This is a genomic window from Variovorax sp. 160MFSha2.1, assembly GCF_048305075.1.
Classification (GTDB): domain Bacteria; phylum Pseudomonadota; class Gammaproteobacteria; order Burkholderiales; family Burkholderiaceae_C; genus Variovorax; species Variovorax guangxiensis.
In genome coordinates, this window is record NZ_CP157624.1 from 3821636 (window position 1) to 3836215 (window position 14580).

Here is a 14580-nt window from a genome sequence, read left to right on the forward strand (position 1 = left end):
TCAGCGGTTCGCCACCGGGTACACGCCCTGCGGGCGCCACAGCAGCACCGCCACCATCAGGAAGATGCTCGCGAACTGCGTGAGCGTGGGCAGCAGGAAGCCCACGTAGTTGGTCATCAGCCCCACCAGCAGCGCGCCGATGAGCGCCCCACCCGTCGAGCCCAGCCCGCCGATGATGATGACGATGAAGATCAGCACGTTGACCTGCGCACCCATCTGCGGCACCAGGTTCTGCTGGAAGAGGCCCCACATCACGCCGCCCAGTCCGGCCAGCGCGCTGCCGACCACGAACACGCCGACGAAGAGCCGCCCGATGCGGTAGCCCAGCGACTCGACCATTTCACGGTCTTGCACGCCCGCGCGGATGAGCAGGCCGATCTTGGTGCGCCCCAGTGTCCATGCGAGCACGCCGAACACGACAACGCCCACGGCCACCGCGAGCAGACGGTACTTGCTGATGGCCGCGTCGCCCACCAGCAGCGAGCCGCGCAGCGCCTCGGGCAGCGGCAGCGGAATCTGCGCCGGGCCCCAGATCACCTTGATGAGTTCCTCGCCGATGATCATGCCGCCCATCGTGATGAGGATCTGCTTCAGGTGCTGGCCGTACACCGGCCGCACGATGAAGCGCTCGAAGGCCAGCCCTACCGCACCGGCCACCGCCATCGCGACCAGCATCGCCGGGAACACGGCGACGAGGTTGCGCCACAGCTCGCCCGAGCCGGTCCAGTCGCCCATGAGGCCGAGCACGCTGCTGGCCACGAAGGCGCCGAGCGCGATGAACACGCCATGGCCGAAGTTCAGCACGTCCATGAGGCCGAACACCAGCGTGAGGCCCGAGGCGATGATGAAGATGATCATGCCCATAGCCAGCCCCGCCACGGTGAGCGTGAGCCAGGTCGAGAACGAGCCGGTGAGCGGCAACGCGGCGAGCGCCAGCACCGGGGCCAGGAGCAGCGGGCGCCAGTCGAAGTCGAGGGCTTTCATTGCTGCGCCTCCTCTTGCCCCCTCTCCCGCTTGCGGGAGAGGGTTGGGGTGAGGGCCGACGGCGACGAAACGAGGTCATGGCCGTTGCACAGGCCGCCTGCCCTCACCCTAGCCCTCTCCCGCACGCGGGAGAGGGAACAAGACACGGAAATCGTCATAGCGCGAGGCCCAAGAGAGATTGCTGAAGTTGCGCGTCGGCGGAGAACTCCGCCATGGAGCCGGCGTGCACCACCCGGCCGTTGTCCATCACCGCGACGGTGTCGCCCAGCCGCTGGGCGAAGTTGATGTTCTGCTCCACCAGCAGGATCGTCACGCCGCTGCGCTTGAGCTCGGCGAAGGCGTCGATCATGTTGTTGATCATCACGGGCGCGAGGCCCTTGCTGGGCTCGTCGATGATGAGAAGCTCGCGCGGCTCCACGATGGCGCGCGAGACGGCCAGCATCTGCTTCTGCCCGCCCGAGAGCTTGCCGGCCGGGTGGTTCCAGAACTTCTCGACCGCGGGAAAGAGCTTGAAGATCCACTTCAGCCGCGTGTCGTCGATCTGCTGGGCATTCTTGGCGCCGCGCGCGGCCAGCAGCATGTTCTCCTTCACCGTGAGGTCGGAGAAGATGCCCATGTTTTCCGGCACGTAGGCGATGCCCAGGCCGGCGATCTGCGGCGTGTGCTGCGTGGTGATTTCCTTGTCACCGAAGCGCACCCTGCCCTGCGACGCATGCCACAGGCCCATGATGGTGCGCAGCGTGGTCGTCTTGCCCGCGCCGTTGCGGCCCAGCAGCATGGTGAGCTGGCCGCGCGGCACGGCGAGGTCGACGCCGTGGAGGATGTGGTAGGCCCCGATGTGCGTGTGCACGCCCTCGAGGGTCAGCAGATTGTTGGTGCTCATGCGGCCTCCTTCGCGACGCCCAGGTAGGCCTCCTGCACCACCGGCGAGGCGATCACCTCGGCGGGTTCGCCATCGGCCACCAGCGTGCCGTTGTGCAGCACGATGATGCGGTCCGCCAACTCGCGCACCACGTCCATCTTGTGCTCGACCAGCAGGATGGTCTTGCTCTTGTCCTTCTTGAGCTTGCGGATCAGGTCGAGGATGACGGGCGCCTCGGCCGCGTTCATGCCCGCCGTGGGCTCGTCGAACATGAAGACCTTGGGCTCCAGCGCCATCAGCAGCGCCACCTCCAGCTTTCGCTGGTCGCCGTGCGGCAGGCTCGCCACCGTGGCGTGCTCGCGCGACTTGAGCGCGACGTCGGCCAGGATCTGGTCGGCGCGCTCGGTCAGCGCCTTGTGGTCGCTCCAGATGCTCCACAGGTTGAGACCGCGCCGGTGCGCGCCCTCGCGCGTGGCCTGCACCGCGAGGCGCACGTTCTCCAGCACCGTGAGGTTGGGAAACAGGTTGGTGAGCTGAAAGGCCCGCCCCAGCCCCGCGTGCGTGCGCGCGGAGGGGGACAGGCCCGACAACGAATGCCCGTCGAGCGACACGGTGCCCGCGCTCGCCTTGAGCTGGCCCGAGATCAGGTTGAAGTAGGTGGTCTTGCCCGCGCCGTTGGGGCCGACGATGGCCGTCAGCGTGCCCGGCGCGAAGGCGCAGCTCACGCTGTTGACGGCCACGTGCCCGCCGAAGCGGATGGTCAGATCTCGGGTCTCAAGCATCGTCGTTGGTCATTGCGAATCGGAAAACAGGAAGGACGACCGGCCAGCCTCAACAGGTGCCGATCACGTAGTAGTTGGGGCCCGTCTGCTTCAGCGTGGTCGTCACGTAGATGTTCCACAGGCCCATGGACTGGTTGGAGCCATAGGCATAAGTGAAGCCGTACAGGGCATAGGCGCGCCCGGCAATGGTGTGCGTGTAGTTGCTGGCGGTATAGCAGGTGCCGCCGCTGCCGCCGCCGGTGGTGGTGCCGGTCGCGGCCGACGACATGGCGCCCTCCACATTGCTCGCGTTCAGCGCGGCCACGGTCCAGCTGTAGGTGGTCGAGGCGGCCAGGCCGGTGTCGGTGTAGCTGGTGGCGGCCACCGGCGAGGCGTTGACCTTGCTGCCGCCGCGGTACACGTTGTAGCCGCTGGCGCCGCTCACGGCGTTCCAGGCGATCACCATGCTGCTGGCGGTGGCGCCCGATGTGCCCACGCCGGTGGGCGCTGGCAGGCCGCTGCCGCCCGAGGAACCGGTGACGCGGTCGATCATGGCCTTCATCGCGGCCATCTGCGGGCCCGACTTCTTCGCGTAGTTGGCGTTGTCGTAGCCCCACCAGTCCCAGCAGCTGTTGGTGGCGGCGGTGCTGGTCTGCGGATAGATCAGCACGATGTTGTTGGTGTCGGCCCAGCGGTTGTAGCCGGTCTTGCGCACGTACTGGTCGCTCACGTCGGTGTAGTTCTGCTTGCAGCCGTGCAGCACCAGGTGCACGCGGCACGAGGCGGTGGTGCAGGCCTGCGGCACGTAGATCCAGCCGGTGGCCGCCATGCCGTGTCCGCTGATGAACTCCGACTGGTTGAACTCGGTGAAGGTGCCGCCCAGCGTGCCGTTGTTGCGCGGGTTCAGCGGGCCGTACAGTTGCGTGAGGATTTCGCCCGCGAGGTCGAAGCCGCAGTTGTTGATGTAGGGGGCTGCGGTGGTGCTGCAGGCGCTGCCGTAGTCGTCGGTGACCATCGCGTGGCCCGCGCCGATGTTGTTCTTGTAGACCACGTTGGCCGAGGGCACGAAGCTCTGGTAGTAGGTCTTGAGGTCGTCCATCACCGCCTGCTTGACGGTGTTGTCCGAGGTGCCCGAGAACATGTAGACCTTGGAATTGCTCATGTTCGACACCGGGTCGATCGCACCGCTGGAAGCCCAGCTGTTGGTGGTACTCACCAGCGACGCCACCGGGATGCTGGTGCTGTGCGTCATGCAGCGCCCCGTGGCGTTGAGCACCGAACCCTCGGCGCAGTAGTACGGACCGCCCGCCACCACGCCCGCGCCACGCTTGAAGGTGGCCGAGTACGCCACGTGGAGTTGCACCGCCATGAAGCCGCCGGCCGACAGGCCCGACACGCTCACCTCCGCCGGGTTGGCGCCGAGCGCCGGAAGCGGCACCGCCGCCTGAGCGGCATGCGCCGCCACCGTCATCGCCGCGGCCGCGGCGAGTCCCTTCCAGTTCTTCCATTTCATCGCTGGCATCGCTGTCTCCTTCTGTTGTGGGTATCGAACGTTTGCTTTGCTGACTGACGAATCGAATCGGCCGTGGGAACTTCACGCCGCCGCGAAGAAAAAGGCGCAGGCTGGCGCTTCGCCCGGCGGCCATCCGGGGCGAAAACGGGGCGGCGCTCCTCGGGCGCCGCGCGGGTCAGGGGGAACGATCTACGCCGTGGCGCTCAGCGTTTATTTTTGATGGGGATGTCCATCTCTTCAGGCTTGATCTCGTGCACCAGCTCCGGCACGCCCCAGGCGAACGCCGGGTCGACCTTGATCTTGAAGTGGTACATCGACTGCATCGCCTGATGGTCTTCCTTGCGGAAGGTCATCTTGCCCTTGGGCGTGTCGAAGCTCATGCCTTCCATCGTGCTGATGAGCTTGTTGGTGCTGGTGTCGCCGTTGGTCTTCTTCAGCGCCGTCACCACGGCCATCGCGGCGGAGAAGCCGCCGGCGGTGAAGAAGTCGGGCGGCGTCTTGAATTCCTTGTAGTGGGCCGACACCATCGCCTCGTTCACCGGGTTCTTCGGAATGCCGAAGTAGTAATAGGCCGCGCCTTCCATGCCCGGCAGCGCCTTGTAGGCAGCCATGGCCGGCAGGATGTTGCCGCCCGTTGCGATCTCGATGCCGTAACGCTTGAGGTCGAGGTCGACGATCTTGAACGGGTTGCCCGCGCCGGCCCAGACGATCCAGATGATCTTGCGGCCCGGCTGGTCCTTGAGCTTGTCGATCAGGCGCTGCGCGCCGGCGGTGAAGTCGGTGGTGGCGGGCGGCAGGTATTCCTCGTGGACCAGCTTGGCCTTCTTGAGCGCCGAGCCGAAGGCCTTCACGCCGTCACGGCCGAAGGCGTTGTCCTGCGCCAGCGTGGCCACGGTCACTCCGGGCTTGTCGACGGCCACGGCGTTGGAGATCGCGTCCTGGCTCGAATTGCGGCCGGTACGGAAGATGTACTTGTTCCACTTGTCGCCGGTGATCGAGTCGGCAACGGCGGGCTCGACCAGCAGGATCTTCTTGTATTCCTCGGCCACCGGCAACATGGCCAGCGCCACGCCCGATGCCGTCGGGCCGATGGCCAGCGCTGCCTTGTCGTCCGAGTAGGCGGCCGCCAGCAGCGACTTGCCCAGGTCCGGCTTGCCCTGGTCGTCCTTCTCGATGACCACCAGCTTCTTGCCGTTGACCATCATCGTGCCGCCGGTGGCGTAGTTCAGGCCCATCATCAGGCCGGTCTGTGTCTGCTTGCCGTAGGCTTCCAGCGCGCCGGTCTTGCTGTAGATATGGGCGATGCGGATTTCATTGGACTGCGCCCAGGCGGGAGCGGCGGCCGAGGCGCAGGCGGCGAGCGCGGCCAGGGCGACGAGGTGGCGACGGTTCATTCTTTGTCTCCTGAAAAAGGTGACTGAATATTGCACAGTTCGTGCCACCCGCTAAGCCATTGATAACAAACGTTTCTTCACTCGGGAGAAACGCCTTCCGGCTGAATTCAGAACACTCGCGATGTCTGAATTTCAGTCGAGTGTCTGATTTTCAGTCAGGGTTTTCGCGGAGGCCTTGCGCTCGGCGATCCACTGTTCGAACTGGCGCTCGGCCTGCATCCGGAACTCGTTGCGCGCATGGTTGCAGGCCGCGTGCGCGAGCCGCCGGTGCTTCGACGAGCGCACGCCGCCGAAGGTCGAGTCCACCAGATGCTCGATGGTGGCCGACTCCGGCCGGCCCGCGGGCTCGCCGAAGTCCATGGGCAGCCCGCACCAATGGCAGTTCGGCCCGAAGGTGGAACGCAGCGCCTTGACGCTCACAGGTTCGCGTACTCCAGGATCTCCTGGCCCATCAGCGTGCAGTCGTTGCCCGACACGAAATAGATGAGCCGCATCCGGTACTCCCCCTTGTAGATGCTGCCCCAGACCTCGAGCACCTTGAACTGCTGCTTCTTGTTGGCCGGGTTGCGGATCGGCGGCAGCTCCTTCACCTCGGGGCTGATGCGGATGCGGTCGTCCTCGCCGAAATGAAAGGTCAGCAGCTTCTTGGCACGGGAGACGGCTTCGCCGGAGCATTGAGGCGCGGCACCGGCGATGCCGGCGGCGGCGCAGAGCGCGAGACAGGCGGTGGTACGGGCAAGAGCCTTCTTCATCGGGTGTGGCGTAGGGGTTGTGTGCAGGGGCGGGAGTATCGCTCGGGCACAGGCTCACTGTTCCTGGCTCGTCATCCGCTCATACAGGGTCGCCCGCGAAATACCGAGCAACCGCGCCGTCGCCAGCTTGTTGCCACCGGTCGACGCCAGCGCCGCCGCAATCGCCTTGCGCTCCAGTTCGGCCACCTGCTGGGACAGCGGGCGCAGCAGCGCGGCCTGCTCGTCGGCGTCGTGGCTGCTCTGCAGGGTGGCGGGCAGTTCGATCTGTTCCAGGCCGGCTTCGCGCAGGATGCGTTCGAGCTGCACCGCATCGATGCGCTGCGAATCGCTTCGCATCGTCACCTGCTCCAGCACGTTGCGCAACTCGCGTATGTTGCCGCGCCAGTGCTGGCCGGCGAGCAGCGCGAGCGCGTCGGGCGTGAGCTCGGGCGGCGCTTCGCCGCTGCGCAGCGCCATGTCTTCTCCCAGCGCCTCGACGAGCGCGGGAATGTCGGCACGCCGCTCGCGCAGCGGGGGCACGCGCAGCGGGAGCACGTTGAGGCGGTAGTACAGGTCTTCGCGGAACTGGCCGCGCCGCACGAGCTCGGGCAGGTCGCGCGAGGTGGCGGCGATCACGCGGGCGTCGAAGGGCACGAGCTTGTTGGAGCCCAGCGGCTCGATCTCGCCCTCCTGCAGCGCGCGCAGCAGCTTGGCCTGCAGGCCCAGCGGCATGTCGCCGATTTCGTCGAGGAACAGGCTGCCGCCGTCGGCCAGCTTGAACTTGCCCTCGCGGCCCTTGCGGTCGGCGCCGGTGAAGGCGCCGGGGGCGAAGCCGAAGAATTCGGCTTCGAGCAGCGTGTCGGGCACCGCCGCGATGTTCACACTGACGAACTGGCCCTTGGCCCGCGCGGAGGAGGCATGAATGGCGTGCGCCAGCAGCTCCTTGCCGGTGCCGGTCTCGCCCAGCAACAGCACCGGGCTCGTCGACTGCGCCGCGCGCCGCGCATGCCGCTTCACCTCCACCGCAGCCGGGCTGCTGCCGATGAAGCTCGCGAAGGTGTACTTGGAGCGCCGCTGTCCGTCGCCAGAGTGCTGGTAGAGCGGGTTGTTGCGCTGGCTCGCGAGTTCGCGGCGCGCATCGTCTAGGTCGCGCTGCAGCAGCGCGAACTTGCTGATGAGCGGCTGCAGCGTGGTCTCGGGCTGGTCGAACAGCACGATGCCGATCGCGCCGATGACCTTGCCCATGCCGCCCTCCCCGCCTTCGCGCTCTTCGCGAAGCGGAATGCGGCTGACGACGAAAGTACCAGCCTTGTTGGTCAGCAGGTCGACCAGGATGGGCTCGCCGGTTTCGAGCACGCGGCGCATCTGGGTGTTCGGGATCACGTCCTCCACCATGTGGCCCATGAACTCGTCGATGGACGAGAAGCCCAGCGCGGGCAGGAAGCGCCGGTAGCCTTCGTTCACCCACACGATGCGCCCGGTGCTGTCGACCAGGAACATGCCCTGGCTGATGCTCGAAAACAAATGAAACATCGAGCGCGCGGCGAGCGCGAGAATGCCCTCGGCATCGAGAGGCAGCGAGGGTGTTGCGGTGGAGGCTGCTGGCATGGCGGGATCGTAGCGCGGGCCGGATCCGCACCTTAAGTCTTAAGGATTCGCTTCGGTGAGAACGGGCCGGCAAAGACCTTCAGGAAGCCTTAAGTTAATCAATCGTTTGATTTCGTGCGTGGTGTAATGCCGGTCATGAACGCGAGAGATCCGATCACCCAGGCACCTCGCCGCGCACCGCGCGCAGACGGTGCCGAGGCACGCCACCGGCTGCTCCACACTGCCCTGCGGCTGTTCGCGCAGAAGGGCTTCGCCAAGACTTCCACGCGCGAGATCGCCCGCGAGGCCGAGGTCAACATCTCGGCCATCAGCTACTACTTCGGCGACAAGGAGGGGCTCTATGCGGCCACCTTCAGCGAGCCGATGGGCGGCGACTCCAGCGACCTCGTCGCCGCCTGCAACGTCCCCGGCCAACCGCTCGAAGCCACGCTGCGCATGTGCATGGTGTCGATGATCGATCCGCTCAAGCAGGGCGAGATCGTGCGGCAGTGCATCCAGCTGCACATGCGCGAGATGCTGGAGCCCACGAGCCGCTGGGCCGAGGAGCTGGAGCGCGACATCAAGGGCCCGCACCGTGCCATCGCCGAGCTGCTGTGCCGCCACCTGAAGGTGGATCGGCCCGACGACGACATCCACCGCCTGACATTCGCGATCACCGGGCTGTCGATGCAGCTCTACGTGAGCCAGGATTTCATCGAGGCCATCCGCCCTTCGCTGCTGCGCACGCCGCGCGCCATCGACGCCTGGGCCGACCGCCTCACGGGCTATGCGCTGGCGCTGGTCGAGGCCGAGGCGGCGCGCCGCCGTGCCGAGAGAAAGCAGAAGAAACAATGAGAAAACTCCGATTCAAACTGACGGCCGCCGTGTGCCTCGGCATCGGCCTCTCCGGTTGCTCGCTCACGCGCCCGCCCGCGCAGGTCGAGGCGCCCGTGCCCACGCAATGGCACGCCCCCCTGCCCCATGGCGGCTCGCTGGCCTCGTTGGCGAACTGGTGGAGCCAGCTCGACGATCCGTTGCTGGTCGAACTTATCGCCGCCGCCGAGGCCGCGAGCCCGAACGTCGCGAGCGCCGCCGCGCGCGTGGCCGAGGCGCGCTTCACGCGCGTGCAGGCCGGCGCGGCGCTGCTGCCCAGCCTGGACGGCACCGCGTCGGCGAGCCGCGGGCCGGTGGGGCTTTCGAGCGGCGGCTCGGGCACGAGCAGCGGTGGCGGTAGCAGCGGCAGCAGTCTTTCGTCCAGCACGCCGATCACCACGCTGCAGGCAGGCCTGCAATCGAAATGGGAGATCGACCTGTTCGGCCGCCTGCGCGCCGACCGCGACGCCGCCGAGGCCAAGCAGAGCAGCGCCAACGCCAAGTGGCACGACGCCCGCGTGGCGGTGGCGGCCGAGACGGCCAACGCCTATTTCGCCGAACGCGCATGCCAGCAGCAGCTGCGCGTGTCCGAATCGGATGCACGCTCGCGCGCCGAGACCTCGCGGCTCACCGACTTGTCCGCCAAGGCCGGCTTCACCGCGCCCGCCGATGCGGCGCTCGCCCGCGCCAGCGCTTCCGACGCCTCGGGCCGGCTCACGCAGCAGCGCGCCCAGTGCGCGGTGCAGCGCAAGGCGCTGGTCTCGCTCAGCGGCATCGACGAAACGACGCTCGAGCAGAAGCTCGCGGCCGCGCCGGCACAGCGCCCGCTGCCCGCCGTGGGCAGCATCGCCAGCGTGCCGGCCGAGGCGATCTCGCAGCGCCCTGACGTGTACGCAGCCGAGCTGGGCGTGGCATCGGCCAGCGCCGACGTGGGCTCGGCCGAGGCGGAGCGCTATCCCAAGCTCACGGTGTCGGGCTCGATCGGCCGCTCGCAGTACCGCGTGAGCGGCGTGCACCAGTCGCTCGAAACCTGGACGGTGGGGCCGATCTCGCTGACCGTGCCGCTGCTCGACGGCGGCTCTCGCAAGGCCAACGCCGATGCAGCCAAGGCGCGCTATGCCGAGGCCGTGTCGCTCTACCGCGCCAATGTGCGGCAGGCGGTGCGCGAGGTCGAGGAGGCGCTGGTCAACCTCGACGCCACCAACGCCCGCACCACCGACGCGGACGCCGCGGTGAAGAACTACCAGGCCTCCTTCGATGCCACGCAGGCACGCTACAGCAGCGGCCTCGCGAGCCTGTTCGAGCTGGAGGATTCGCGCCGCACGCTGTTCTCGGCGCAGACCGCGCGCGTCTCGCTGCAGCGCGAGCGCACCGAGGCATGGGTGGCGCTGTACCGCTCGATGGGCGGCGGCTGGAATCGACAGACAGCCCAGGGCCCCTCTTCCGAATCGTCCTCAATGACCGCATCCCCGGCCGCCAAGGTCGCGACGTCGCCATGAAAACAATGAAGCGTTCCACTCTCGCCATTGCGCTGATCGCGCTGGTCGTCGCCATCGCGGCGATCTTCTTCATGATGGGCGGCAAGCCCTCGGACAAGGCCGGCGATCACGCCGTGGCTGCCAAGGGCAAGGACGGCGCCGCGTCGCCCAGGCCCGCGCTGACCGTCACCGTGGCCAGGCCCGAAGCCACCGAGCTGATGCTCACGCTCGCGGCCAACGGCAACGTGGCCGCGTGGCAGGAGGCCGTGGTCGGCTCCGAGTCCAACGGCCTGAAGCTGGCCGAAGTGCGCGTGAACGTGGGCGATACGGTGAAGAAGGGCCAGGTGCTCGCGGTGTTCTCGCCCGAGACGGTGCAGGCCGACATCGCGCAGGCTCGCGCCTCTCTGGCCGAGGCCCGCGCCACCGCGGCCGACGCCGCCGGCAACGCGGCGCGCGCGCGCACGCTGCAGGCCACGGGCGCACTGAGCCAGCAGCAGATCAACCAGTACCAGACCACCGAGCAGACCGCCAGGGCGCGCGTGGAGGCGGCCGAGGCCGTGCTGGCCGCGCAGCAGGTACGCGGGCGCAACACGCAGGTGCTGGCGCCCGACGACGGCGTGATCTCGGCGCGCACGGCCACCGTGGGCAGCGTGGTCGCGGCAGGCACCGAGCTGTTCCGGCTGATCCGCCAGGGCCGCCTCGAATGGCGCGCCGAGGTGACCTCGGCCGAGCTCAGCCGCGTCTCGGTCGGCACCACCGCCTTCGTGGTCAGCGCCAGCGGCGCGCAGGTGCGCGGCAAGGTGCGCAGCATCGCGCCCACGGTCGATCCGCAGACGCGCGCGGCGCTGGTGTATGTCGACCTGCCCAACGTGCAGCAGAACACCGGCGTCAAGGCCGGCATGTTCGCGCGCGGCGACTTCGAGCTGGGCCGCAGCACGGCGCCGACGGTGCCGCAGGCCGCCGTGGTGCCGCGCGACGGCTTCAACAACGTGTTCATCCTGAAGCCCGACAACAAGGTGTCGCAGCTGAAGGTGCAGGTCGGCCGGCGCCTGAACGACCGCATCGAGATCACGAGCGCGCTGCCCGACGGCGCCCGGATCGTGGTGCAGGGCGCAGGCTTCCTCAACGACGGCGACCTGGTGCGCGTGGTCGATGCGCCCGCACCCTCTTCGTCCGCCGCCGCCCAGCCCCCCAAGCCGGCCGCATCCGCCGCCGCGGCGAAGTAAGCAATGCAAAGGACACGCCCATGAACGTTTCCGCCTGGTCCATACGCAACCCGATTCCGGCGGTGATGCTGTTCGTGCTGCTCACCTTCGGGGGGCTGCTGTCGTTCAACGCGATGAAGGTGCAGAACTTTCCGGACATCGACCTGCCGACCGTGACGGTCTCGGCCTCGCTGCCCGGCGCCGCGCCTTCGCAGCTGGAGACCGACGTCGCGCGCAAGCTCGAGAACTCCATCGCCACGGTGCAGGGCCTGAAGCACATCACCACCAAGGTGCAGGACGGCGCCGCCACGCTGATCGTCGAGTTCCGCCTCGAGAAGCCGGTGCAGGAGGCCGTGGACGACGTGCGCTCCGCGGTGCAGCGCGTGCGCGCCGACCTGCCGGCCGACGTGCGCGACCCTGTGGTCACCAAGCTCGACTTCGCGGCGCAGCCGGTGCTGGCCTTCACCATCGCTTCTTCGGCCATGGACGCCGAGGCGCTGAGCTGGTACGTCGACAACGACGTCACCAAGAAGCTGCTCGCGCTGCCCGGAGTGGGCGCGGTGAACCGCGTGGGCGGCGTCACGCGCCAGGTGCACATCGATCTCGACCCGTCCAGGCTGCAGGCGCTGGGCGCCTCGGCAGCCGACATCTCTCGCCAGCTGCGCCAGGTGCAGACCGAGAGCGCGGGCGGCCGCTTCGACCTGGGCGGCAGCGAGCAGCCGGTGCGCACCATGGCCACGGTGAAGTCGGCCGACCAGCTCGCCGACATGCAGATCGTGCTGAGCGACGGCCGCCGCATCCGCCTGGATCAGGTGGCGCGCGTGAGCGACACCATCGCCGAGCCGCGCGCGGCCGCGTTGCTCAACGGCAAGCCGGTGGTCGGCTTCGAGGTGGCACGCAGCCGCGGCGCCAGCGAAGTCGAGGTGGGCCACGCGGTGATGAAGGCGCTGGACGACATGCGCGCCGCGCGCCCCGACATCGAGCTGACCGAAGCCTTCAACTTCGTCGACCCGGTGGAAGAGGAATACAACGGCTCGCTGCACCTGCTGTACGAGGGCGCCATCCTCGCGGTGGTGGTGGTGTGGCTCTTCCTGCGCGACTGGCGCGCCACTTTCGTCTCGGCCATCGCGCTGCCGATGTCGGTGATTCCGGCCTTCATCGGCATGCACCTGCTGGGCTTCTCGGTGAACGTGATCTCGCTGCTGGCGCTGTCGCTGGTGGTCGGCATATTGGTGGACGACGCCATCGTGGAGGTCGAGAACATCGTGCGCCACCTGCGCATGGGCAAGACGCCCTACCAGGCGGCGATGGAGGCGGCCGACGAGATCGGGCTGGCGGTGATCGCCACCACCTTCACGCTGATCGCGGTGTTCCTGCCCACCGCCTTCATGAGCGGCGTGGCCGGCAAGTTCTTCAAGCAGTTCGGCTGGACGGCATCGCTGGCGGTGTTCGCCTCGCTGGTGGTCGCGCGGGTGCTCACGCCGATGATGGCGGCCTACATGCTCAAGCCGGTGGTCGGTGCCGAGAAGGAGCCGGGCTGGCTGCGCTGGTACATGCGCGCGGTGGAGTGGAGCACGCACAACCGCTTCAAGACGATGGTGCTCGCCACCCTCTTCTTCTTCGGCTCGCTGGCGATGATCCCGTTGCTCAAGACGGGCTTCATTCCGCCCGACGACAACTCGCAGACGCAGATCTACCTGTCGCTGCCGCCTGGCTCCACGCTGGCGCAGACCACGGCCGCGGCGGAAGAAACGCGCAACCGCGTGATGAAGATCCGGCACGTGAAGAGCGTCTACACCACGGTGGCCGGTGGCAGCGCGGGCGGCGACCCCTTCGCGAACTTCGGCACGCCCGAGACGCGCAAGGCCACGCTCACCATCAAGCTCGACCCGCGCGGCGACCGGCCGCGCAAGCAGGTGATCGAGAACGAGATCCGCGCGGCGCTCGAAACCCTGCCTGGCGTGCGCAGCACGGTGGGCCTGGGCGGCTCGGGCGAGAAATACATCCTGGCGCTCACGGGCGAGGACCCGGTGGCGCTGTCGAGTGCGGCGAGCGCGGTCGAGAAGGACCTGCGCACCATCCCCGGCCTGGGCAACATCACCTCCACCGCGAGCCTGATCCGCCCCGAGATCGCCGTGCGCCCCGACTTCGCGCGCGCCGCCGACCTGGGCGTGACCAGCGCCGCCATCGCCGAGACGCTGCGCGTGGCCACGCTGGGCGACTACGACCAGTCGCTGGCCAAGCTCAACCTCGCGCAGCGACAGGTGCCCATCGTGGTGAAGCTGGAAGACTCGGCCCGCAAGGACATCGACCTGCTCGGGCGCCTGTCGGTGCCGGGCACGCGTGGGCCGGTCATGCTGAACCAGGTGGCCTCGCTGAGCATGGAAGGTGGCCCGGCCGTCATCGACCGCTACGACCGCTCGCGCAACGTGAACTTCGAGATCGAGCTCTCGGGCGTCGGCCTGGGCGACGCGAAGGACGCGGTGCAGAAGCTGCCCTCGATCCAGAAACTGCCGCCGGGCGTGCGCATCGCCGAGGTGGGCGACGCCGAAGTCATGACCGAGCTGTTCGCCAGCTTCGGCCTGGCCATGCTCACCGGCGTGCTGTGCATCTACATCGTGCTGGTGCTGCTGTTCAAGGACTTCCTGCACCCGGTGACCATCCTGTGCGCGCTGCCGCTCGCGCTGGGCGGTGCCTTCGTGGGCCTGCTGATCGGGCAGAAGGCGCTGTCGATGCCCTCGCTGATCGGCCTGATCATGCTGATGGGCATCGCGACGAAGAACTCCATTCTTCTGGTGGAATACGCCATCGTGGCGCGCCGCGACCACGGCATGAACCGCTGGGACGCCCTGCGCGACGCCTGCCACAAGCGCGCCCGCCCCATCATCATGACCACGCTGGCCATGGGCGCGGGCATGCTGCCCATCGCGGTCGGCTTCGGCGCGGCCGACTCCAGCTTCCGCTCGCCGATGGCGATGGCGGTGATCGGCGGCCTCATCACCTCCACCGTGCTGAGCCTGCTGGTGGTGCCTGCAGTCTTCACCTACATCGACGACATCGAGCACTGGATCAAGCGCACCGTGCGCAAGTTGCGCGGGCAGCCGGCGGACCCGCACATCGACGACGATCTGGTCGAAACGCCCGCGCCTGGGCGGTAAGCAAAACCTTCCGGCACAAACAAAAAAGCTGCGG

Annotated in this window: 12 protein-coding genes; 4 read left to right on the top strand and 8 right to left on the bottom strand. The window is 68.0% G+C overall.

The features are described 5' to 3' along the window. From ABL838_RS17315 to ABL838_RS17350, 8 genes are all read right to left on the bottom strand, one after another. The gene (locus ABL838_RS17315) at positions 1-984 is read right to left on the bottom strand and encodes a branched-chain amino acid ABC transporter permease (protein ID WP_126023898.1); all 984 of its coding nucleotides are present in this window, start codon (positions 982-984) and stop codon (positions 1-3) included. 154 nt (positions 985-1138) lie between these two features. After that, positions 1139-1867, bottom strand: coding sequence for an ABC transporter ATP-binding protein (locus ABL838_RS17320; protein ID WP_184637393.1), 729 nt, complete (start codon positions 1865-1867; stop codon positions 1139-1141). Further along, complete coding sequence (locus ABL838_RS17325) at positions 1864-2628, bottom strand: ABC transporter ATP-binding protein (RefSeq protein ID WP_184637390.1); 765 nt, start codon at positions 2626-2628, stop codon at positions 1864-1866. Before ABL838_RS17325 ends, ABL838_RS17320 begins: the two co-directional genes overlap by 4 nt. Before the next feature lie 49 nt (positions 2629-2677). Next, entirely contained in the window at positions 2678-4129 is a 1452-nt protein-coding gene (locus ABL838_RS17330; protein ID WP_418121270.1) for a fibronectin type III domain-containing protein, read from the bottom strand. A 194-nt stretch (positions 4130-4323) separates the two neighbouring features. Beyond that, positions 4324-5514, bottom strand: coding sequence for a substrate-binding domain-containing protein (locus ABL838_RS17335; protein ID WP_126023894.1), 1191 nt, complete (start codon positions 5512-5514; stop codon positions 4324-4326). Positions 5515-5646: 132 nt separating this feature from the next. Continuing rightward, positions 5647-5934: a hypothetical protein gene (locus ABL838_RS17340; protein ID WP_418121271.1), complete on the bottom strand. Its 288-nt coding sequence runs from the start codon at positions 5932-5934 to the stop codon at positions 5647-5649. After that, positions 5931-6266 carry a hypothetical protein gene (locus ABL838_RS17345; protein WP_184637382.1) on the bottom strand — a complete coding sequence of 112 codons (336 nt, stop codon included), beginning with the start codon at positions 6264-6266 and terminating at the stop codon, positions 5931-5933. Before ABL838_RS17345 ends, ABL838_RS17340 begins: the two co-directional genes overlap by 4 nt. 54 nt (positions 6267-6320) lie before the next feature. Then, a complete protein-coding gene (locus tag ABL838_RS17350) occupies positions 6321-7853 on the bottom strand; it encodes a sigma-54 interaction domain-containing protein (protein ID WP_184637380.1) in 1533 nt (510 codons plus the stop codon). A gap of 135 nt (positions 7854-7988) precedes the next feature. Here ABL838_RS17350 and ABL838_RS17355 point away from each other — a divergent pair, with 135 nt between their 5' ends. The 4 genes from ABL838_RS17355 to ABL838_RS17370 are packed head-to-tail and all read left to right on the top strand — an operon-like array spanning position 7989 to position 14546. Next, on the top strand, positions 7989-8687 hold the full coding sequence (locus ABL838_RS17355; RefSeq protein ID WP_240650744.1) for a TetR/AcrR family transcriptional regulator: 699 nt from the start codon (positions 7989-7991) through the stop codon (positions 8685-8687). Further along, positions 8684-10204 carry an efflux transporter outer membrane subunit gene (locus ABL838_RS17360; RefSeq protein ID WP_184637378.1) on the top strand — a complete coding sequence of 507 codons (1521 nt, stop codon included), beginning with the start codon at positions 8684-8686 and terminating at the stop codon, positions 10202-10204. The genes ABL838_RS17355 and ABL838_RS17360 overlap by 4 nt, the downstream gene beginning before the upstream one ends. Further along, positions 10201-11409, top strand: a complete 1209-nt coding sequence (locus tag ABL838_RS17365) for an efflux RND transporter periplasmic adaptor subunit (protein WP_418121272.1) — start codon at positions 10201-10203, stop codon at positions 11407-11409. Before ABL838_RS17360 ends, ABL838_RS17365 begins: the two co-directional genes overlap by 4 nt. 20 nt (positions 11410-11429) lie before the next feature. After that, complete coding sequence (locus ABL838_RS17370) at positions 11430-14546, top strand: efflux RND transporter permease subunit (RefSeq protein WP_184637374.1); 3117 nt, start codon at positions 11430-11432, stop codon at positions 14544-14546. The last annotated feature ends 34 nt before the right edge of the window (positions 14547-14580 follow it).

What these genes read in the sequence shown, in the direction of transcription:
- ABL838_RS17370 (WP_184637374.1), top strand. Translation starts at nt 11,430, where the DNA reads ATGAACGTTTCCGCCTGGTCCATACGCAACCCGATTCCGGCGGTGATG.
- ABL838_RS17355 (WP_240650744.1), top strand. Translation starts at nt 7,989, where the DNA reads ATGAACGCGAGAGATCCGATCACCCAGGCACCTCGCCGCGCACCGCGC.
- ABL838_RS17360 (WP_184637378.1), top strand. Translation starts at nt 8,684, where the DNA reads ATGAGAAAACTCCGATTCAAACTGACGGCCGCCGTGTGCCTCGGCATC.
- ABL838_RS17350 (WP_184637380.1), bottom strand. Translation starts at nt 7,853, where the DNA reads ATGCCAGCAGCCTCCACCGCAACACCCTCGCTGCCTCTCGATGCCGAG.
- ABL838_RS17330 (WP_418121270.1), bottom strand. Translation starts at nt 4,129, where the DNA reads ATGCCAGCGATGAAATGGAAGAACTGGAAGGGACTCGCCGCGGCCGCG.
- ABL838_RS17325 (WP_184637390.1), bottom strand. Translation starts at nt 2,628, where the DNA reads ATGCTTGAGACCCGAGATCTGACCATCCGCTTCGGCGGGCACGTGGCC.
- ABL838_RS17345 (WP_184637382.1), bottom strand. Translation starts at nt 6,266, where the DNA reads ATGAAGAAGGCTCTTGCCCGTACCACCGCCTGTCTCGCGCTCTGCGCC.
- ABL838_RS17320 (WP_184637393.1), bottom strand. Translation starts at nt 1,867, where the DNA reads ATGAGCACCAACAATCTGCTGACCCTCGAGGGCGTGCACACGCACATC.
- ABL838_RS17315 (WP_126023898.1), bottom strand. Translation starts at nt 984, where the DNA reads ATGAAAGCCCTCGACTTCGACTGGCGCCCGCTGCTCCTGGCCCCGGTG.
- ABL838_RS17335 (WP_126023894.1), bottom strand. Translation starts at nt 5,514, where the DNA reads ATGAACCGTCGCCACCTCGTCGCCCTGGCCGCGCTCGCCGCCTGCGCC.
- ABL838_RS17365 (WP_418121272.1), top strand. Translation starts at nt 10,201, where the DNA reads ATGAAAACAATGAAGCGTTCCACTCTCGCCATTGCGCTGATCGCGCTG.